The following is a 20,638-nucleotide window of genomic DNA, read 5'->3' on the forward strand; positions in this document are numbered from 1 at the left end:
ACTACGAACAGGGACAGCACTTTCGAACGAAGTCCTCGAGAACGTACGAACCTCGTTCGACGAGTCTCCACTCGACATTGCGATGCACTTCCTACCCGGTCGTCCCATCTCGTCTGACGTCGCGGCTCGTGTGGGGTGGAGATCCCTCGGTAATACCTTCGAGGCTCTAGTCACCCCTTGCGGCGTTTGGCCAGGCTGTCAATTTCTGAAGTGGGGTCTTCTGAAACTGACGCAAGTGATGGTGACTTACTCCAGGCTCCAGACAGACCCTTGGAAGCGTCCACCGGAATATTGCATTTCCCCCTAGCCTCCCACTGGAACTATTACGCTCGGGTCGACGAGAATGCGCGCCAGATGTGCGTGACGAGCAGCAACACCCGACGGGATATCGCATTCAAGATCGGGTTTCTCTGCTTGATCGGCATCGCCCGTGATCGGGTCTACCTCGACAAGTCAATCGGCGAGAGAAGGAACGTTTCTGACTTGTACGCGATCACCGATAGTTGCGAAAGTGACGAATTGCGAGCAATCGAACTCTTCCAATGTCCCGGATCGGGTGACGAACTCCCGCAACCCCCGCACGGGCCGCCGCTTGTGGGTACAAGATGGTGATACTACGGTGCCGGAGGCGTTTGGCGAGGGGGGCGGATGTGTGATGGGTAGACGATCTTTGCTTCGTCTGGTGTTGACGGCCTGTCTTGTGATTTCAAACCTGATCGGCGCGGTCATCGCGTTCGTGCTCTTGCGGTGGGTTGTGCCTGGTGCAGATCTACGAGGTAGAGAGTTCTTCTGGATAACGATTCTGGTCATGCCCATCTATATGCTAATGGCATTATCGGTAGGTATCCCTGTGGGCATCGCAACTGCCTTGCGCAGAGTGGATTGGACCTTCAAAGATGACTTCGAGCCGACATTAATTCAGCGTGAACGGGCGTTGTCGGTTCCCTCGGTACTCACGCGCATCCAGATGGCGTACTGGTTAGGTGCATGCACTCTGCTTACCGTCCTGTGCGGAGCTATCGATGTGCGAGCAATCTTGCAGGTTGGAATCACTCTTCTTTTTGCGGGGACTGTAGTCTGTGCCGTCAACTATTACACCAGTGTCTTCCTGCTACGGGCTACGGCAGTCAGAGCCTTGGCGGGGGCACCCCCCAGCGCGGGCTTTGTATCGCAGAAGTTGATGCACCACACGGTTTTTTCTTGGGTTCTGGGTACCGGACTTCCGGTTGTCGGTCTGATGCTCATAGCGCTGTTCGTCTATGTTCGGGACATCGCGTGGCGCGGCGTGGAAGCCGTGCCCGACGGCGGCCAGACGGTGCTGGCTATTTCGATACTGAGTCTGGGTTCAGTCGTGTTGGTTTTCGGTCTTCTGCTCGCCGTGCTCGGTCAATTAGCGGTTCGATCGTCGATCCGCAGAGTACGAAGCGCGATGAGATTTGTCGAAGATAGTCACACTCGCCAACTTACGCGGGTGGAGATATCCGAGCGGAACGAAATTGGGGATCTGCAGGTCGGCTTCAACACGATGGCGGAAAGCCTAGAGGAACGTGCACGGATTTATGATCTCTTTGGCAAACATGTTGGATCAGAGGTCGTCAAAGAGGCAGTGAAAAGCGGATACAGTCTCACAAGGCAATCCTGTTTTGTATCAGTTCTTTTCGTCGACATAATCGGGTCCACGTCGCTCACATTGGAGCGCTCACCCACTGAGGTTGTCGAGATACTCAATGATTTCTTCGGAGTGGTTGCCGAAGCCGTATCCCTACATAACGGATTCATCAACAAGTTTGAGGGAGATGCGGCGAGAGTGGTTTTCGGAGTCTCCGGGAGTTCGTCATCGAACCACGCAGCACAGGCCCTGCGCTGTGCCCTAGCGCTGAGGGCTCGGCTGCGGGTCGAACTCCCGGCCTGTCGAGTGTCGATCGGAGTCGCTACAGGGGATGCGATAGCAGCGAACATCGGGACAGCCCAACGGCACGAGTACACAATCTTCGGTCAGCCGGTGGCAGCAGCGATCGAGTTGTCCACGATAGCCAAGTCGTTCCCGGGGGGAATACTCGCTTCCTCTGGCACTATCGATGCTGCCGAGAACGAGACAGCCGCGCAATGGCACGTCCTAGATCTGCCCGAACAACCACACGGGGTGTCGCTAGGTCCGACAGTAGCCGTACCCCTCGCCGGGTCGGCCGGATGAACACACCTGCAAAATACGCAGCACGCCGAGCCGTCATACCGCACCACCTCTGGCTCGCGTAGGACCTTACGCGCTTTGCCCTCGGTGTCGGTAAGCGCAAACAAGCGTCCTTCCGGCTTGTCGAGTCAAAGCAACCGGTAGGAGGAGTAAACGACAAACACCCATGACCATTCTTGGGTCTGTCAGGACTCCTGGGAAGAACCGCAGATCGGCAGAACGCCATCTCGACCAGTGGTGATGGGGGATGTTGGAAAGTCGTTGTGTTGCTGGGCTTTGGCGGTGTCGAGGTCGGCGAACCGGATCGGCCGAGTGCGAGGAGCCTGGGCCGGGTGTAGGGGCCTCCACCAGGTTGTCGTGCTCTTCCGGACGACATTGATGAGCGCAAATTCACCTACCAATGCGACCACGAGCGGTCCGACGATGATCTGTTGGTTTTTGGCTAGCTTGCGCGTTCGGTGGGCGCGGTGCCAGCGCCTATGTATTATGATTCGTACCATCGAACCCTTCCGGGGACGTATTTCGACTTCGAGAGGAATTCCACGTGGCGGGACACCTGGATCTGGAAGCAACGACGATCTCGTCGGTACCACTTGTACTCAATCGGTGACGCTTGCCGTATACGTAGCGACCTTCTTCCCGGCCTTGGTCGCGGCTTCCGCCGCGGTCAGAACGGCGGTCGCATGCGCTGACAGAACGAGCAGCCTGCAGCTTGGCAACGGGGACTGCACCGCGTGCGGCCAGGGTGAATACGAGCCAAATCAAGGGTTGGTATCTGTCGCACCGACCTCAAGCTGGACACTCGGTGACGATGAGCAATACTGTCCGGACTGTTCGGCAACCAGATTCCATACATGGGGCTACTCGTAACGGTCACCCGTACCGTCCCACCGGTGAATCATCGCCCGGCCGCAGGACTCACACCTGCACTTGCCTGATGGCCCGCTGTGCTGAACTCGGTTAGTGGTAGGGGCCGTTGTCGTTAACGAACACCATTCCGGGCCGGGTGGCGGCTCCGCTTTGGCTTTCCACCCGCCGTAGTGGGGTGAGTCGTCTGCTCAGGCACGACTCTGATTGGCCCCGGGACGGAACGCGGCTACGTGCAGATGGTGGAAGGTTGAGCTGCGGTTCCAGCCGAAGAATCTCACGACTACTTGGCATCGCCGACGGTGGCGACGTGGTCTGGGCCGTGGATGGCCAGGCTGGACCAAGATGCTCCATCAAACGCCTATGGTGCGAGTTGAAGCGCTCGATCGGTAGTTTCCGTTGAGCCGGTCGCCGTTTCGGCGTCCCACCGGGTGACGCGGAGTTCTTCGGCGGAAGAGATGGCGGCACCCAAGCCGAGTTCCAACGCATCGTCCACGCAGACGGGACCCTGGTGGCAGTGCCTGGCGTCGACGAATCCTCCAGGCTGCTTCCGGGCCTGCCCAGCCTCTCCGATGTGTACTTGACCGGCTATCACGCGGCCCGCATGGGCCAGGCCTCTGCCGGCTAGACGGTGACCGACTTCGGCGAGGTTGCAGTCGGGTTGCCCACCGTCCTCGCCTCCAAGCAGATGGGAGTAGTGCCGTGCGAGTGATCCGTGCACTACTCTCTAGTAGTTGACGTTATCGTCATGCATGGCGCTAGCGTCAGTCAGCCTCTTGCGCGAGACCAAGGCGCTCGGCCCTTATCGAGGAGGAAGCATGACCAGGAGAAACGGTGACGTCGTCCTTCCCGGCATCGATGTTGACGTGGTCATCATCGGACTCGGTCCCACTGGTGCCACGGCCGCCAACTTGCTGGGTCAACTAGGTATCCGGACTGTTGTCGTGGAGCGCGATATCTCTGTCTATCCGCGCCAGCGCGCCATCGCCTCAGACGAAGATGCGCACCGGGTCTGGCAGGGGCTCGGGCTGTTCGACGAGATGCTGGCCACGATGTCGTCTGATGTGCGGGTGCACTTCAAGAATGGCAATCGGACGTTTCTGTCGATGACATCGTCGCAAAGCCACGGGCAGGGCGTGCCTGGGATGTGCTACTACCATCAGCCCGAGCTCGAACGTGTTCTCCGCCAGGGTATCGATCGATTCCCGACCGTGACTGTTATGCCCGGCTACGAGGCGGTCGACCTGACGCAGGACGAAGAGTGCGCGATCATCACGCTCCGTCGAGCAGACGGTGGGCAGGACCGGACGATCACCGAGCGCTACGTGATCGCGTGCGACGGCGGTTCCAGCTCGATCCGCAAACTCCTTGAAATTGCATTGCCCGGCAAACACATCGAAGAGCCATGGTTCGACATTCAACTACGCGCCTGGTACAACCTGCCTATAGACGCTCCACTGGACTTCACCTTCATTGCCGACCCGAGCCGTCCCGGGGTCGACTGCCCATGCCCGATTGGTTACCACCGCGTCGAATTCAGAGTCAACAAGGGCGAGACCATCGAGCAACTACAGACCGAGACGGGCCTGCGCGGCCTACTGGCCGAACGTGGAATTGACTTCGACCAAGTCGAGATCTACCGAAGCTGGGGATACACCTTCCATATCCGTCAGGCTGAACGGTGGAGCAAAGGCCGAGTATTTTTGGCAGGTGACGCCGCACGCATCATGCCGCCGTTCGCCGGCCAGGGAGTGTCGTCCGGGGTCCGCGACGTTGCGAACCTGTGCTGGAAGATCGGCGCGGTCCTTAATGCCTTCGCCGATCCCGATCTGCTAGCAACGTACGAGAGGGAACGACGTCCGAACGTGACAAAGTTGACCCAATTTTCATTACGCATCGGCGGGCTGGTGATGCTGAACAACGGTGCCGCGGTTCGTCTGCGCGACAGCGTGATTCGCAATGCAATGAGGCTTCCGGTACTGAGTTCGTTGATTACTAGCAATGGACTCAAGCCCCGCTACGAACTCGGAACCGACGGCGGCTTGTTCGGCGTCAATTCGAGGTGGCGCAGCCCCCGAGGTTCTTTCATCGAGCAACCCTGGGTTACTGGCTCGGATCTGACGCCGGTCCGGTTCGACGCATTGCTCGACAACAAATGGACCTGGATGGGGTTCCCGTCGGCACCGATCCCGCCACAACTCGCTGCGGCCGGAGTCAATGAAGTGAAACTTGAATACTCTTCGGCAATTGCTGCACACAGGACCACGTCCGGTCACTATGTCGACAGTGAGGGAGTGCTCGAGCGCCAGATGCGTCGGTCGCGGGTCCGGGGTGTGCTTGTTCGGCCCGACAGGTTTATCTACTGCAGTAACCGCGAAATATCAGCCTCGGACTACGAGCGAATCATTTCGGTCACAAGCGGAATCAGGCCGGTGCCGTAATGGCGGCCCAAGTTCGTCATAGGGCTCCCGGATCCCTGTGCCCGGAGGGCACCTGGACACCGACAAGAGATATCAAGGGCAACTCCACTGCCGGCAGCCTAGAATTGCGTCCCACAGGTTTTCAAGACAGCATAATTCAACCGCGTCACGACCAGACAGGGAGAGCCCACACCGTGCCCAAGGGATACGTCGTCTTCACCGAAAAGGTCAGCGACTCGGACGGGCTCGCCGCATACAGTGCGGCAGCAGTTCCGTCCGTGATCGCTGCCGGGGGAAAGCGATCATCGCAGGACCACCACACCTCGTAGCCGAGGGAGACTGGCATGGCGACGTTACCGTCATACTCGAATTCGAAAGCGTCGCCGCAGCGAACGCCTGATACACCGGTCGAGACTACCAAGCCGTTATTGACCAGCGGCATAAGGCTGCGAGCAGCAACGTTGCCGTCTTCGAAGGCTTCACACCGCCGAGTGTCGAACAGTGAATCGCGCTACCCGAGCCGATAGATGCAATCTGCGCTGTCGGACTTCGCAGGCGAAGTGGCTCATGAAGTAAGAGGACATCTAACACAACTGAAAAAGACAGTTCACGAGCCTCGGGAATTAACTCTTCGATCTTTAACATCGACGCCGCGGTCCACCCCGCAATCCTTCTGTCGGGACCTTCACCGAACAGGGCTACCAACACTTCCCTCGGGGTAGCTTCTCTTCGGGAGGTCGTCCTCCTCCACCAGTACTTGAGCAACAGCAATCATGAATTGCAGATCTCGTCAACGGCTACCGATGGTCAGCATGTCGGGCGTACCACCTCGACCACGCCAATCCGATACGGCCACACTGTCAGCAGCCCGGAATGGGCCCCGCCGAACTCCACCACGCCCGCAAAACCAAACGATAGCGGACACCCGTCGCCGGGGCGAGTCATGGGCGGCGCGACAAGAGATCTCCCGGCTTCGCTAGACCGAGTGCCTGGGACTGGGACCTACGCCTACGTCAACTAGTCACCCGGCCGCGGAACCATCATCGGCGGATTGGACGAGACATTTGCGCGCCGTCGATCAGCAACGGTTCGGAGTTCATTTCTCATGTGTGCGGCAGTTCTTACGCGGCAGCGTCGATATTTTAACCTATTCCAGGGGTCAGCTTAAGATCAATCAAACGCTGCGGGCTGCGACACGAGCCCTTGAAGCGTGTTGTTGACCAACGACACACCGGGACCGGTCAAGGTGACACGCCGAACGCGCGGGACCATTGCAGTCAGCAGGGCGCGCATTTCGAGACGGGCGAGGTGCATTCCGGCACATGCGTGTGCGCCGACGCCCCAACCTATTTGTTCGTTGGGAGAGCGACTGAGGTCGACGGTGTCGGGGTTCTCGAATTGTCGCTCGTCCCGATTCGCGGATCCGTAGAGCAACACGACTCGCGAGCCGCCCGGAACGAGCTGAGTGCCTACCTCCACGTCGGCTTTGGTGACACGGGTGAAAGCTCTGATCGGAGACGACAGACGCACCGCTTCGGCGACCATCGGCCCGATCAATTCATTGTCTTCTCTGATTCGGTCCCACAGCTCGGGACGCTCGCCGAGGAGTCGGAGCATTTCTGCCGATGCCAGGATGGTCGTGTCCAGACTGGGTGCCATGAAGTCGATGACCTGACCGCGCACGTCGACATGGGTCAGTTTCCCGGCATCGGCTGCCTCGAACATCTTCGCCGCCCAGCTGTGTGGAGCGACGTCGCTCGGTCGGAGCTTGCTACCGAATCGCTTCAGACGCAGTGCATTCGGCAACCCCTTAGCGCTGCGTATGTTGATCGGACCGGCCGCATCGAAGGTGCTTGCTCCCCACCTGAGCAGTCTGCTCGGCTTGACTGTGACGCCCAGAAGATCGGCTACGATCTCCACCGGTAGTACCGATGCGAAGTCGCTCACCGCGTCGAAGTCTTTCCGAGAGACGAGGTCGTCGACCAAGACTTCTGCGCGAGCAATTAGCTCGTTCTCCAACGGAGCGACCTTGCGGGCACCCAGGTATTCGAGCATCGCTCGTCGTCGTCGGGTGTGCGTTTCACCATCGCTGCAGATGACGGTGTCGTAGCTCTGTGAGTTGACGAGCCGGTTCGCTGCGATTCCCTTGCCACTGGCGAACACGGCATCGTTCCGCAGTGCCGCACGGACATCGGCATATCGGCCGATAGCCCACATGCGGTGACGCGAAAGCCAGACGGCTGAACCTGTATCGCGGATGGACCGGTAGGTCCCGAGCGGAGATTCGAGAGCTTTTCTGCCGTACAGGTCGAGATCGAGCGAAGGGCGCATGTGTTCCATGCTTCGGGACGGCGGCGGGTCAATCAATGTACTCGCGTGTCGCGTTTTCTACAGCGGTTGGTCTCGAGTTCCATTCGGCGACGCATTGGTCAGTAGGGCGGGAAAATCCACGATCAAGGAAAGAGCAGCTTCGAGCTGCATTCGACGCTCTGCCACACTTCGGCCTCGAAGTCGCTCCGCCCTCGACACACGGTGGGCCACGGTTCCGCGCGCAATGTGCATGTGATGTGCTGTCTTTTGCAGACTCCGATCGAACTCCAGGTACTGCTTGAGGGTCGATCGCAGGGTCTGCGTCATCTCATCCGTGGCGGCCAGCTCACCCAGCTCACGGTTAACGAATTCCCAAGCGGCCGCCGGATCGGCAGAGACCATCGTGACGAGATCGACGTCTCGAAATCGAGTCAATGCTCGCGGTCCTCGACTCGATGCAGTCGCGACCCTGGAGGCTTCGACCGCCTGACGATGCGTCTGACGAAAACCGTCGACCCCCGATTTTCCTTCGCCCAACGCCAAGTACACACCCGTGGTCCGGTGGCTCGGCGGGAGCTCTGGTTGGACTGTCATGTTCTGTGTTGCGCCCCACGCCCATACCCGTCGCTGCCCGACCGGAAGCGTCAGTACCGGACCGAACCCGGCAGTAATCAATGCCGTGCGTACCAGGTCGACCATTCGATTAGGTGTCATGTCCACCGAATCGCCCCACCATGCGACGACGCCCACATGATGCGATGCCAAGTCGTATCCTAAGGCTCGTTCGGCCTGATCCATCGAGACGGGGCCGCCTCTCAGAATGTCGTTCACGAACCGACTTCGAAGCGCCGTCGAGCTCGCCTCCCAGGCTGCCCGAACTTCCTCGAATCGGCGCGCCAGGCGCGCATCGAGCTGTTCGGCAACCGCGGACAGCAGAGTCAACAATCGGCCGGCCTCGGCGAACCGTTCCTCGACCGGTAAGTTGCTTTCGACAGCCGCGAGCAACGCCTGCACAGCGACGGCGTGTCCGATATGAATACTCCGGAGCATGTGATCTACGCCGAGCCCTCGGCTCACCAATTCCGACGGTGCTGACAGCAGTGCCGGCAATTCCTCCAACGGCGACACAGGCATGCCAGAAGCGAGCGAAATCCCCAGCATCGTCGCAGCTTCGCAGCCTCGACGGAGTTCGTGGTAGACGCCGTTGGCCCCGAGCTCGGGAAATGTGTCGACAATACGAGAAGCCATCGACTTGCTCAGTTCGACCGCCCAGCCGGTTGGCCCGGTCCCGATGCTTGCGGACAGCCGACCAACCCAGGCCTGCGGAAGCGCAGAATCCGCTATAGCCGAGGGAACGTCCGGGCCTAGGTGCAGGATCCACGAACCATCTTCCGCCACCGCTCACCCCCAAGTGGATCGATCTACTGCAACCGAGGAATTCTCTCATTCGGTCGGCGTCGAACACACTTCGGACTGGAAGTTGGCCGGCGCGCCTCGAACACTTCGACGGCACCGCCACCCATCTGCTCTACCCAAAGACAGATCAAGAGCAGTAGACCTGAAAGCGTTGCGAGAGAACAATTCTGTCGTATCCACTGCCGCACTCGGCAAGCATGTGAAATCAGACCTTCGACGTACCGCCACTACCTGCCGAAATCGCAGCGAACACAGCGCGACTCCTCGCACTCGTAGAACTGAACATCGCCCGGCCCCAACCGGAACCGAACGCCACGGCCAACGATCGCAGCCTCCACGCGCGACACTCCTGAAACCATCAACCCGCCGAGATGGACGCGCCCGTGTCCTTGACAGTCCTCATCGAATTCTGGCTGAACTCCGAGGCCCGCACGGCTGCCCGATATCCACCGGTGACGCTATCGAATCGGTGGCGTCACCACACTCGCTCTACGTAGGCTCTGGCTCGTCGGTGTCGGGATCGGCGGCGTCGATCCACGGCCAGCCCCCGAATCGATCACGGGTGTCCCGCGCAATGCGCGGGGGAGTACCGCCGGTCGCGCCTGTGAAGTCGATACTTTTTGTGAACGTGAAATCAACTTTCGAGAGATCGACCGGGCCGTCGAAACGTGCGCGGGCGAAGGTGACGTGGTCGGTGCCGAAGTTGACCTCGTCGAACAGCGTTGCGCTCGATTCCGAGAAGCGGGCGCTGACGAACGAGACCGATCCGGTGAACATGGCCCCTCGGAAGGTAGCGGAGTCCTTGAACTTTGTTCGCTCGAACCCGCAGGGGACGAACATGCGCACGTCTTCGAAAATAGCGGCCCTCAGATGTGCAGTCGAGAAGTCGGCACCTCCCTTCCTCTGCCCACGCGCGCGAAACCGGGCATTTGTGAAGCGCACCCGTCGAAGCTCGGCTGCGCTGAAAGTCGTTTGGCCGAGCAACTGGGCGTTCGTGAGATCGAGGTCGTCGAATGTGCAGCTCGAGAAGTCGGCATCGACCAATTCGGCACCGGTGAGGTCGAATCGGCGGTCGGACCACGGTCCGTCGACGAAGTCTGGGTACGAGCCGGGAGCAGGCGGTGTCGCTCGGGGTCTCGTTCGTTCGGCGATGATCCGAACGGCAGTGCGCCGCACTTCGTATTCGGCCTTCGAGCCGGCTTGTTCGTCTTCGACGGAAATCAACTCGCGGGCGTCGTCGAGGACTTCGCTCATAGGAATGGTGGGTGTGCGTAGGTATGCGCAGATGACGTCGATGCACGTCTGCTGCTCGCCGGGTTCGCCGCTCGCGCGCCAGTCGTCTGCGAGAGCTGCGATGGCGTAGAGACCGGCAAGCCGTACAGCGAAGGAGTGGGACCCGAGCTGCTCTGTTGCAGCGGTATAGCGCTCTCGTAATGCGCGTACGGAGTCTTGACTGAACTGCTGCTGGCCCAGTGCGAGAGCTCTCAGTGCCGTCTGTTGTGCATTCTCGGTGGTGCGTTGTCGGCGGTAGGCGATGAAGGAAGCACCGCCGAGGCCGACGATGCCGACGAGCGTGAGCGTCGTTCGCGCGGCGTCGAAGAGTTGTTGGCCGGCCACGCCGGTGAGGAAGAAATTGCCGAACGGACCCTGCTGCTGCCAGGCGAACAAGTAGAAGAAGGTCGCGCCAACAAGGGTGGACGCGCCGATTCCCAACAGGATCAACGACAGCAACGGTTCCGATGGCTCGGGTTGTTCGGGGTGCTTACGTAGAGCCATCAGTTGTCTCCTACTACCCGTTCCCAGGGTGTGATCGAAGCTGTGCCTGCGACGAACGCCGTGTGTTTTGGCGCTTGCTACCGCAGGGTTGGGTCCCCCCAGACGACGTTCCCGGCGTCGCTGCACAGGCCCATGTCGCCATCGACGAAGACGTAGCCGATCTTGAGCTGGAGCACGTTGTCGACCGGGACGCTGACGGGCACGGATTGCCCGACGGACAGGTTGCCGGAGGTGTACACCGGTACGTCGTCGGCAAGTATCTCGAATTGCGCGACCGTCTGGCTCTCGGTGTCGTCGCGGAGTCCGACTGTGGTCTCGAACGTCGTCCAGTCGCGGCCGATGTTGTAGGTGTAGCGGCCGGAAGTTCGGCAGCCGCCGATGTTCGCGTACAGAGAGTGCGGATAGACGTCGCCGTTGACTTCGGCGGATCCGGTGCGGAGTCCTCCGCCGTCGATCGCCTTGAGCTCATCGAGATAGATCTGCGCTGGTGGGCGAGGTGTGGTCGTCGTTGTCGAGGTTCTCGGCACAGACGATCGGGGTGTGCTGGTCGGGGGTGGTGTGACAGGTGAAGTCACCGGTTCCGATATTGGTGGGCTTGGTTCCGGCGATGCGGCGTTGTCCTTGTCCCGGTTCACGTAGATGAGCGCGCCCGCCCCGATGATAGCGGCCACGACAGGAATGATGATGGACGCGGCAATCCATTGATTTTTGGTCGGCTTGTGTTCTGTCCCCCCCGGAATTCATGGCTCATGTTAACCGCCCCGAACGCGGATGCGCGCTCTGTTGAATCGGTTTCGTGTGTGGTTGCCCCCCAACTCTGAATCTGACACGGTCCTCAAGTGGATGTCCGAGAGTTCCCAGGCCGCTCCGCTCGATCTCAGGCACCCGCCGTCCGCGCACCTGTGGCGCTCGGAATCGGAACTCGTGGCGCTTGTCCTGAGCGTCTTTTGTGGTGACCCACTGCGCAGGTTCCCTCCGCCATCAGCGTGCTGGGCGGCGGAGCAAACACCGCGCGGGGCGGAGTCGGAGACGCTGGGGCGGCGAGGCTCAAGGCCTGGCCTTCCAGCGTTGGGTCCGCTCCCTAAAGCCATCAATAGGGTGGCGGAATACTTGCGCGCAGACATGCTCACGACCTTCTCTGCGACATCCATCCGTGGTGAGCACCGACGACGGGGTGGGAACATCAGACTCAAACGTGCACTCTATCTTTCGGCGTTCGCCTCGCTGCGCGATCAAGCCTCCCGTGAGTACGACGACCGAAAACGGGCAGAGGGCGAAGATCACCGGTCGGCACTGATCTGTCTGGCCAGGCGTCGAACCAACGTGCTCTACGCAATGCCCCACCGAGGTACGCCCTACCGTTCGGGAAACCCCACCGCGATCGCGGCGTGAACGTCAGGAAGCGACCTACGTATCCGTGCCGTCGACGAGCCGGTACCAGGCCAGTTCGTGTCCTGGCTCGTCGGCGAAGTATGCGTACGTTCCCGAGGCAAGGTCCTTGAGCCTCTTGCGGGCAGCTGGATCCGTTCGGGAGGTGAATGCGGTCAGGAAGTGACAGTGCGCAGGGTTGATGCCTTGACTGGTCGCCCACGTCAGCAGCGACTGCTTACGCGCCTCGTTGATTTCACCGTCCGTGTTGACGGCTTCGACAAACCAGAACTGGACATCGTCGCCGCCCACGTCGGCAATCAACGCATCCGGTAGGAGCGCCTGTGTATTGATCGTGATCTGAAGGTAGGTGAGCAGCTTGGCATCGGCGGTGAACACCTTGTCACCCGGCTCGCTGATCGTGACCACGTACGGTGTCGTCAGTCGCACGGCCGCCCACTCCTCGACCACGCTCTTGAGGATCAAGGACGCTTTGCCGGACTCCAATGGGCGAACGCCACCCCCGTTCGGGAGTGTGACAGAGACTGCGTGCTCAGTCTGGCGTCCCTGCGCTGCGAACTGGACCTTCAGTTTGGCGGCCGGAGAAAGGTGACGCTCCCTCCACTGCACAACTTGCAAGACGAGTTGATCCCCAGATAGACCAGGGTCGAACAGGTCGGCGAAATGCGGTTCGAGCGCCCAGCGGCCGTTGCCCGAATTCTTCGGCACACCTGCTTTTTCTCGAATCGCGCTGTTCTCGCGCCACTTTCGGAAGGTTTCGTCACGCAATGTTTCTCGTGAGTTGTCGGCGTATCCAGGGGCTGTGGGCACTCCCCACTCGTCGAGAACCTTCACGAGATCCTTGTTTGTCTTCGCGGCTGCCTCGCGCCACTGCATGCGATCGTCTTCGGCGTCGCGACTACGCATCTCTTCGGACATCCACATGACCATCGAGGGTCGGGCCCAAAAGGTCGTGGAATCGTTGCCGGTCGCGATCGAGTCCACGTAGATCATCGCGGACACCGCGGCTCCTGCCAGCGGGCTGGACATCACGGTATCGAATGCTTCCCGGGGGAAGATCAGCAGCAAACGTTCGGTAGCGCCTGACGCGGTGATGATCGGTCTCACAGCGTGGCTTCCGCACATCCGTAGACACCCTTGACGGCGGACTCGAGAGCTTCGCCGGACAAGGTCTCCCATTGCTCGAGAACTTCTACGGCAGGCAACGCCACCGATTCGAGTTCGTAGGCAGACAACGCAACTGATCCCGAGATACACCGAACCAGTTTGTCCATGGTGTCGGTTGCCAGTAGTCGCGTGAGCAGCGCCGACGAGAGTAGTGGCTCCGGTGTAGCGGGTCGGAGGACGTTGACGTGGTTCTCCACGACCACCGAGCCGCCGAAGCTGTCGAGATGCTCCTGGGTCAGTTCGGCAGCGACCAGTCGTCGGACCTGCTCGGGTGCAGTGGTTCGTTGCACCAGGATGCGAGGGTCAGAGGTGAGCATCGTCTTCGAGTCTGCGGGCGATTTGACTGCTAGATAACGCATGTGGGCGCGAGCAGCATCGCGGTGAAGCACGCCTCCATCGATATCTGCTGCCCACAACACCACATGACGATCGTTCGCCGGACGAGCGTGAAGATCGTCCTTCCTGCGATTCCACACCAGAGGGCCTGTGCTCACCTTCCATCCAGCGGCTGCGACCGACAGCGGCAGTGCGGCTGCGGCGGCGGCGATGGGCGCGAGGTCCGAACGTCGAGGAAGTACCCAGGGCCGACCGCTGGTGGGCGTCGCGACTGTCGCGACGTAGGTGGTCTGTGACCCAATTGTCTGAATAGTCGTACGACGAATCTTGCGCGACGTGAACGTTGCCAGGCAGGTTTCCTGAAGGACGGAGGTGAACACGCCCGATCTGTCGGCTACGAACGCAATCTCCTGCAGACGTGTTCGCTGCGCCAACAGTCGCCGGAGCGGCTCGAAGTATCGGCCGGCTGTGAACGATGTCGGCACCAGTGCCGCGACGACACCTTTGTCGTCTATCGACTGCACCGCTGCGGCCATGAAGATGCCGTACAGGTTGGCGTGGCCGTAGAGCGAATCAGCAAAGCGCACTCGATCGTCCGCGCTCAGTCGGACTCGGCCGTAGGGAGGGTTCATCACGATAATTCGAGCTTTGTCGGTGCGCTCCCTCAGACCGTCGTCCGTCTTTGCGAGAAGCGGGAACGGCCGTCGGTGCTCCTCAGGAATTCGTGCCTGTAGCGGAAGCATCTCCGCTGCCATCACCACGTTGGCCACCCACACCGCGGCAGGGTCAGTGTCGACCCCCTCGATGACGCTGGACAAGCCACTCAAGACCGCCTGGCCGTCGGTGCCGCCGTCAATGCTCGCTGAAAGATGCTCACGAAGCGCTGGCAGCAACAGCGCTCCAGCACCGCACGCGGGGTCGAGCACCAGCCCGGGGAGAGGCTGCAGCGGTGCCTTGAAGCCGACCGCCGAACGCGCCATCGACCACAACTGGTCGGCCAGTTCATGCGGGGTGTAATGCCGACCATGACGCGCCCGGGTCTCCGGTGCGAGCGAGTCAACGTACGCAGCACCGACAGCCTCGGGGGTGAGCGGACCCCACTCCAGCTCCAGCGGCGGGGCGTCGGACAGGATCAAAGGCGGTTCTGTGCCCAGTGCCCAGTGAACATCAAGCCAGTCACCGCTCAGACCCGCCATCGTCGCTCTGGCCGACCACCATGCCGGAATGGCCGCCAGCACTGCAGCAGCTGTTGGAGTCAGCTCAGCGGCGGGGTCGGACGAGCCGACCAAAGACCGCGAACCTCGCGCGCCGAGAGTTCGTGCGGACACCGCAGATGAGATGGCGGTCGACGGTTCCATGCCAAGGAGGTTAACTGCTCCTCGCACAGGAATCCCACAACCGCCGCCGACGGTCTCACGTCAAATTCGTGGCAAGACCGGCGCCCGGGTTGCGAAGAGATTAGAAGCCCTGTCACGTTCCCCCTCGAACGCGCCACTGACGGCCGCCCCCGGTTGCCCCTATTGTTCTAGTAGACCAGCGGTAGAAGCTGTTCTCGCAAGTCCGCATCCTTGTACGCAGCCCTCACGTCGTACGGGAGGCTGATGTAAACGCCCCCCTCTGGGTGAGCATTATCGAAAATCTCCACCAGCTCGTCATCGCTCACGCCGTTATCCAACGCAGTCTTGATCTCGTGCCAGTGGGAACCGAATTTCGTGCGTCCCTCATTATCTCGGGTCTGGTGCCATAACATCCGATACGCCCGCAATTCCGCGTCAGGTTCCCCGGAATCCGCAAACAGCGACGCTGACTGCGGCGTCAACTTCCATGACAGCCGTCGCGACGACAGGTCCGCTCTGCGGCCTGCTGCTGTAGCGCTTCCGCGCACAGTGAAGTTCCTCTTACTGGTCAGATGCTTGGACCCCTTGACGAGTGACCAGAACGGGAACATGACGGTAACGGTGCTACCTGGATCCAGTCGAGCCGACGTGGAATCGTGTCCCTCATATGCTTGGACGACGACCCCCTCGGTGTTCCTTCGACCCCTCTTCCACGGCCAGGATGAGGAGCGCCCGAAATCAAGCGAGATATTCTCGACTGACACGGAAATTCGGCCAACATTGGTGACCTTGATCAGGGCCAGCTCGACCCCTATCTTGGACACCTCGGGGCCGTCGAACATATCGAAGTTGGCTGTAAGGCCACTCCGCCCTGCTCCTCTGTAGATAGTGTGATGTCTGTCCAGGTAGTCGGGCATGAGTCGAACCTGCAACCGCGCGCCTGATAATCGATACAGCATGAGCTGCCAGAACAGTCCGCCAAGCGTGATGAAAGCACTCGCGCCCGAGACCATGAGAGCAACTTCGGAAGTATCCATTGCGCGAGTCTAGTTGCGAGCTCGAAAGTTGCTGTAGTCCAGTGAAGTACATGGGATGCCGCGCTACTTGACGACCGGGTCCGAGATGCGTTCACGAAACAAGAGCAATCTTCAGAAGAAGGCCAGCTGTGCATCGTCGACCCGATTGCGACCGGTGTTCGCAGCGCGGGGCCTGACTACCTGCCGTTGTCGAGCTGGGACGTGGAGGGCTGCAGCGTGCTTCGGGCTAAGTTTTGCGACCGCCAGGTGCGTCAATTCAATCCGCACGCGAGATCTTTCTTGGTCGCGGGCACGCCCCACCGCAGTGTCCCGCTGCTTCCACGTCGACTCCCACATACGCGATCCGGCCACCGGTGCCGACATTGCTCGATCGGTCAGCCGGTCGAGCAGTTGATCGACCCTGTCCACCAGAACGTCGGCGAGCTCGTCAAGCACACGATCGGGCACCGGAGTTACCCCCATGTCGTCGCTCTCGCTCACACGCGACACCGTAGAGGTAGGTGCCGACACGTATCGCTGAACTGGCTGAGCGGACACAACCAACTGCGATGCTCAGATCGATCGCTACGATCATCGAATGCCGTTTGACGAGGGTTGTCCGATTGGCGAGTCTGTTCTGCGGAGCAAGCCGTCGGTTCAGGCGAAGTCGTCGACAATATCGACGCTTGCCAAGCCCTCGTCGACAGTCTGACCTCCAGCTCGTGGTGGCAGTCCAACTTTCCGAACGCCGACACCGCTGGTCCGCTCCGGATGGTGGCGAAGCCGCTGAGCGTGATGTTGAAGTCGACAGGCCGTTCTCGCCCGCTGCGTGCACTACGACAATCGGGAGACCGCGAAAACCGCAGGTACAGCGGGCCGCTCGCAGACCGCCCGCGCGGCCCTCGACGCCGGGCAGCTCACCCTCGATCAGGCCGCGATCGTCGCGGAGTTCGACGCCGAAGGCGACACCGCCGCCATCGAGAAGCTCCTAGGAGCGCGGTACGACTTCCGGTGGACCGCGCAGCGTTTGCTCAACGACCGCGCTGAGCGCAAAGCCCGCGCCGAAGCAGGCATCCCCTACGCCGAACGAGGGTTCACCGTCCTCGAGGAAGAACCGGCCTACGGCGACCCGTACCTGCGCGCGGACGATCTGGTGACCGCCGACGGTGGCCCAGTGACCGACGCCGTGATCGACGGCGCAGCGGGGCACTGGGCGTTGTGGCTGTCGAAGGAAGAGCGATACACCCTCACCGCCACAGGCGAAATTATCGAAGAGGACAGCATCGACTGGGACACCGAGGACAACCTGTCGGCAGAGCCCGAGGCCGGACTGCACCACCACAAGGACATCGGAACCGCCGAGGTCTGGGTGCCGGAATACTTCACCTCAGACCCCGACGCCGCTGGTGTGAAGCCAGGGCCGATCCTCGCGGCCGCGTTGGCCGCACCCGCCGGTGACGTGGACCCGCCGACGCCGAGGCAGTCGCCCAGGCCGCCGAGCAGAAGCGGCTCGCCGCCGAGGCTGCAGCGAAGGAAGCCGAGAGGGCCGCGCGTCGGCGCACCAAGGCGCTCAACGTCGCATCTCTCGCCGCGACAGTGGTCCGCAAGGAGTTCCTGTCGAAGTTCCTCACCAGCAAGACCCTGCCGAAGGGTGCCGCGAAGGGGATCACCGACACTCTCGTCGAAGAGCCGGGACTGCTCACCCAGAACAAAGCCTCCGAGCACCTCGCGGAGCTGCTTGGTGTCACAGTCGACAAGCCCGCCACCGAGCGGTGGGGCGACTGGAAAGAACGCGCCGCACGCGATGCTCTGGCACCGGTGATCGACAAGGCCAGCGACACTCGCGCGCAGGTGATCCTGCTCGCGCAGATCCTTGCCGCCTACGAGGCACGGATGAGCGGAACCGGCAAGGATTGGTGGAAGCGCAGCGGCTACGGGAACCAGGACAACTACCTGGACCTATTGGTCGAGCACGGTTACGACCTAACTCCGGTCGAGCAGGTCGCAGCCGGAACGCTCACCCCCGAGCAGGGCTACGACGCATTGACCGCCCCCACCCAGGAGAGCATCACCGACTAGAAATCGGAACCGGTAGCGGGTACCCCTACGGTGCCCGCCACCGGCGGCTCGACGTCCCCGGCCCGGGTCGAGGGGGCCTGCGGCGGCCCCTCGAGCTCCCCCGCTCGGCGCACCACCACCGGCGCCCGCTCGCGTCGACGCAGGCGGCTCGCCGCCCGTCAGTGTGCGGCGTTGTACGCCTCTTCGATATCGGCCGGGATGCGGCCGCGTTCGCTGATCTCGTAACCTTGGTCGAATGCCCACTGCCGGATCGCCCGCGTCTGCTCCGGATCACGCTTGACCGATCCGCCGGCCGCTGTCGCGGTCGACGCGGCAGCGGGGGAGGGCTTACGCTTGCGGCCACCGACCCGCGTCGCATGCCCGACGTAGTAGTCGAGCTTCTTGTGAAACTCGGTGGCGTTCTTCGCTTTCAGGTCGATCGAGTACTCGACGCCGTCGATCGCGAACTCGATCGTTTCGCCGGACTCGTCGTCGATGACCGACCCGTCGATATCGTCCACCAATTGGGTTGTCACTCGTTTGGCCACAGCCGGAAAACCTTTCATCGACACATTCGCAATGCGCAACCGCATTCGTCTTCTCAAGGATAACCAGCGTCGATATCCGCATTCTTCATCGACACGGTAATTCGAGCCGCATTCGATTTCCCGGAAAAGGACATACAGGCTGCGAGAAAGTAAGACAGCTGGGCCGCTGGTCAGCTATTGAATCAGCCACAGACATTGCAGTGCAACAATATTCGGTCGCGTGAACGCGTCCGCACGTCCCCTTCGGGGCCGCCCCATATGGGTCACCATTTTGGTCGTACGAGTCGCCCGAGTCTGACATGCCGGGGACCCCGACCAGTCAACCCACGGTCGCAAGCTCCCTCTTCGGGGTTGACAGGCCACCCGTTATCTTCTTCCCAGCCCCTGGCCAGTGGGGGCTGGTCGACTGATCCGGTATGGCTTACAGGCCACCGGCCGACTTCAGGTCTCGGCGAGTGACGCCGCCGGATCGGTAGGCACCGATTCACCGCTGATAGAGGCATGGCTACAACGACGGGTCTGCATAACGTGGGTGACGGGAACGGTGCCCCCGACCACCACAACCCGAAGGGCAGGGGAGACGTTGGACAACAGTAGTTATCAGGTGTTCTGCGGCATCGACGTCGGCAAGACCAGCCACTACGCGGTCGCGCTGAACCGAGACGGTGAACGCCTCACGGGACCGACACTTGGCTCAGGTCGACTCGCGGGAACCCCGCACCGGTCGAGCCCAGGCCAGGGCACGCCGACCCTCCGCACTCGCGACCTGAGCGCGATACCGACGAAGACACGATAAAACCCGTGTTCGAAACACACTGCTGCGCAGTGCGCTAGAGAGCCGCGCTAGCCCTGTACCGGCGACACGGCCAGGGAACCCAAGTTGTCGAAACAGCGCCGCCCCCATGACCCGCCGTCACGGACGGCGGTCCTGGATCTTGCCTCCCGTGGCCCAGCAGTAAGCAGCGACCGCCCAGTTGTAGTCGTGGAACGACGAGTAGTTGTTCTTCGAATACACGCACCACTTGATTTTGTCAGCGGCGAGGTGAACGTTGTCGGCCACAACGCTTGGTGTTGCGGCCGGACGTGATGCGGGCTGGCCACTGGCGGTCGCACCCACCGCGGGGACGAAAAGCAGGCCCACAAGGACTGCGACCGTTGAGATTCGCTTCTTCATGAAATTCCCTCCACTATCTGACAAGGCACACGGGAGCGGTTCCCGCCGGATATTTGTACCGCGCTGACTTTGCATCGGAGCCCTCTGCCGAGCTAGTTAGAACGATTGAATGAACGGCACCCTGACGCGGTGGACGGGCGCGGGATTCGGTCAGTTGGGTAAGGTTGGCGTGAATTCGGCGGCGTCAGCGAAGTCGTCTATGTGCGGTCTACGCATAACGGACCCCCTTTCTTCGCCTCCCACACGGGCTGGAATATCACCGACAGCACTGTCGTGGTAGAACTCGACGGCGTTCGATCCCAATGCCCCGGGTACCAACCATCAGCCGCTACGAGCGGCCACCTGCCGAGAGGCGCACTGGCGAACACCGTCACCAACATCGAACGTCCAGTCATTCGAACGAATGACTGTTGCCGGAATCGCCGCACCGCCCCGTGCGTCCAAACCGGACATGGACCACAACGAGCGCGCAGCCATCCGATCGGAAGGCCACGACCCCGACCACCCGGCCGTCTCCCACGCCCTCGACCAGGTGAAACGCGACCTCCGGCTATATCGGCACCTCGCCTGGACCTTCACCGCGGCCGACCTCGACGGCCACGCCGTTCCCCGCTGAACCGGCTCACCAGCACA

The 20,638-nt window shown here is 61.3% G+C and carries 16 protein-coding genes; 6 read left to right on the forward strand and 10 right to left on the reverse strand.

Annotated features, from left to right (window positions below):
• Positions 1 to 700 precede the first annotated feature (700 nt).
• The 4 genes from CH273_RS00690 to CH273_RS28420 all read left to right on the forward strand — a co-directional run bounded on the left by CH273_RS00690 (position 701) and on the right by CH273_RS28420 (position 5,878).
• On the forward strand, positions 701 to 2,194 hold the full coding sequence (locus tag CH273_RS00690; RefSeq protein ID WP_179275397.1) for an adenylate/guanylate cyclase domain-containing protein: 1,494 nt from the start codon (positions 701 to 703) through the stop codon (positions 2,192 to 2,194).
• A 1,682-nt stretch (positions 2,195 to 3,876) separates the two neighbouring features.
• Positions 3,877 to 5,499 (forward strand): FAD-dependent monooxygenase, encoded by a 1,623-nt coding sequence (locus CH273_RS00695; RefSeq protein ID WP_052049215.1) that lies wholly within the window; start codon positions 3,877 to 3,879, stop codon positions 5,497 to 5,499.
• A 173-nt stretch (positions 5,500 to 5,672) separates the two neighbouring features.
• On the forward strand, positions 5,673 to 5,807 hold the full coding sequence (locus CH273_RS28015) for a DUF1330 domain-containing protein (RefSeq protein WP_254925546.1): 135 nt from the start codon (positions 5,673 to 5,675) through the stop codon (positions 5,805 to 5,807).
• A complete protein-coding gene (locus CH273_RS28420) occupies positions 5,783 to 5,878 on the forward strand; it encodes a DUF1330 domain-containing protein (protein ID WP_369679413.1) in 96 nt (31 codons plus the stop codon). The genes CH273_RS28015 and CH273_RS28420 overlap by 25 nt, the downstream gene beginning before the upstream one ends.
• Positions 5,879 to 6,648: 770 nt before the next feature.
• Here the strand turns inward: CH273_RS28420 and CH273_RS00705 are convergent.
• The 8 genes from CH273_RS00705 to CH273_RS00745 all read right to left on the reverse strand — a co-directional run bounded on the left by CH273_RS00705 (position 6,649) and on the right by CH273_RS00745 (position 16,726).
• Positions 6,649 to 7,809 (reverse strand): cytochrome P450, encoded by a 1,161-nt coding sequence (locus CH273_RS00705; protein ID WP_052049227.1) that lies wholly within the window; start codon positions 7,807 to 7,809, stop codon positions 6,649 to 6,651.
• A 57-nt stretch (positions 7,810 to 7,866) separates the two neighbouring features.
• On the reverse strand, positions 7,867 to 9,036 hold the full coding sequence (locus tag CH273_RS00710) for a PucR family transcriptional regulator (RefSeq protein ID WP_052049216.1): 1,170 nt from the start codon (positions 9,034 to 9,036) through the stop codon (positions 7,867 to 7,869).
• Between the two features lie 657 nt (positions 9,037 to 9,693).
• Positions 9,694 to 10,980, reverse strand: a complete 1,287-nt coding sequence (locus tag CH273_RS00715) for a pentapeptide repeat-containing protein (RefSeq protein WP_032393657.1) — start codon at positions 10,978 to 10,980, stop codon at positions 9,694 to 9,696.
• Between the two features lie 77 nt (positions 10,981 to 11,057).
• Positions 11,058 to 11,555 carry an NPCBM/NEW2 domain-containing protein gene (locus CH273_RS00720; protein ID WP_179274791.1) on the reverse strand — a complete coding sequence of 166 codons (498 nt, stop codon included), beginning with the start codon at positions 11,553 to 11,555 and terminating at the stop codon, positions 11,058 to 11,060.
• An 832-nt stretch (positions 11,556 to 12,387) separates the two neighbouring features.
• A complete protein-coding gene (locus CH273_RS00730; RefSeq protein WP_032393660.1) occupies positions 12,388 to 13,476 on the reverse strand; it encodes a BsuBI/PstI family type II restriction endonuclease in 1,089 nt (362 codons plus the stop codon).
• Entirely contained in the window at positions 13,473 to 15,230 is a 1,758-nt protein-coding gene (locus CH273_RS00735) for an Eco57I restriction-modification methylase domain-containing protein (RefSeq protein WP_032393661.1), read from the reverse strand. The genes CH273_RS00730 and CH273_RS00735 overlap by 4 nt, the downstream gene beginning before the upstream one ends.
• Before the next feature lie 167 nt (positions 15,231 to 15,397).
• Positions 15,398 to 16,246, reverse strand: coding sequence for a hypothetical protein (locus CH273_RS00740; protein WP_032393662.1), 849 nt, complete (start codon positions 16,244 to 16,246; stop codon positions 15,398 to 15,400).
• Positions 16,247 to 16,357: 111 nt separating this feature from the next.
• Positions 16,358 to 16,726 (reverse strand): hypothetical protein, encoded by a 369-nt coding sequence (locus CH273_RS00745; protein ID WP_141216013.1) that lies wholly within the window; start codon positions 16,724 to 16,726, stop codon positions 16,358 to 16,360.
• Between the two features lie 1,095 nt (positions 16,727 to 17,821).
• On the opposite strand from CH273_RS00745, the gene CH273_RS00755 reads away from it, so the two are divergent.
• The gene (locus tag CH273_RS00755; protein ID WP_032393665.1) at positions 17,822 to 18,304 is read left to right on the forward strand and encodes a hypothetical protein; all 483 of its coding nucleotides are present in this window, start codon (positions 17,822 to 17,824) and stop codon (positions 18,302 to 18,304) included.
• A 158-nt stretch (positions 18,305 to 18,462) separates the two neighbouring features.
• Here the strand turns inward: CH273_RS00755 and CH273_RS00760 are convergent, their stop codons facing one another.
• Together CH273_RS00760 and CH273_RS27305 are read right to left on the reverse strand one after the other, a co-directional pair.
• Complete coding sequence (locus CH273_RS00760) at positions 18,463 to 18,831, reverse strand: histone-like nucleoid-structuring protein Lsr2 (protein WP_032393735.1); 369 nt, start codon at positions 18,829 to 18,831, stop codon at positions 18,463 to 18,465.
• 913 nt (positions 18,832 to 19,744) lie between these two features.
• Complete coding sequence (locus tag CH273_RS27305; RefSeq protein WP_141216014.1) at positions 19,745 to 20,005, reverse strand: hypothetical protein; 261 nt, start codon at positions 20,003 to 20,005, stop codon at positions 19,745 to 19,747.
• A gap of 403 nt (positions 20,006 to 20,408) precedes the next feature.
• Between CH273_RS27305 and CH273_RS00765 the strand changes: the two genes are divergently transcribed.
• A complete protein-coding gene (locus CH273_RS00765; protein WP_094618289.1) occupies positions 20,409 to 20,621 on the forward strand; it encodes a hypothetical protein in 213 nt (70 codons plus the stop codon).
• Positions 20,622 to 20,638: the final 17 nt, after the last annotated feature.

The sequence above is a fragment of the Rhodococcus sp. 05-339-2 genome, assembly GCF_002258965.1.
Taxonomy (GTDB): Bacteria; Actinomycetota; Actinomycetes; order Mycobacteriales; family Mycobacteriaceae; genus Rhodococcoides.

Excerpts from the sequence above, each read along its gene's own strand:
- CH273_RS00695 (WP_052049215.1), top strand. The coding sequence starts at position 3,877 with ATGACCAGGAGAAACGGTGACGTCGTCCTTCCCGGCATCGATGTTGAC.
- CH273_RS00705 (WP_052049227.1), bottom strand. The coding sequence starts at position 7,809 with ATGCGCCCTTCGCTCGATCTCGACCTGTACGGCAGAAAAGCTCTCGAA.
- CH273_RS00710 (WP_052049216.1), bottom strand. The coding sequence starts at position 9,036 with ATGGCTTCTCGTATTGTCGACACATTTCCCGAGCTCGGGGCCAACGGC.
- CH273_RS00715 (WP_032393657.1), bottom strand. The coding sequence starts at position 10,980 with ATGGCTCTACGTAAGCACCCCGAACAACCCGAGCCATCGGAACCGTTG.
- CH273_RS00735 (WP_032393661.1), bottom strand. The coding sequence starts at position 15,230 with ATGGAACCGTCGACCGCCATCTCATCTGCGGTGTCCGCACGAACTCTC.
- CH273_RS00740 (WP_032393662.1), bottom strand. The coding sequence starts at position 16,246 with ATGGATACTTCCGAAGTTGCTCTCATGGTCTCGGGCGCGAGTGCTTTC.
- CH273_RS27305 (WP_141216014.1), bottom strand. The coding sequence starts at position 20,005 with ATGAAGAAGCGAATCTCAACGGTCGCAGTCCTTGTGGGCCTGCTTTTC.
- CH273_RS00765 (WP_094618289.1), top strand. The coding sequence starts at position 20,409 with ATGACTGTTGCCGGAATCGCCGCACCGCCCCGTGCGTCCAAACCGGAC.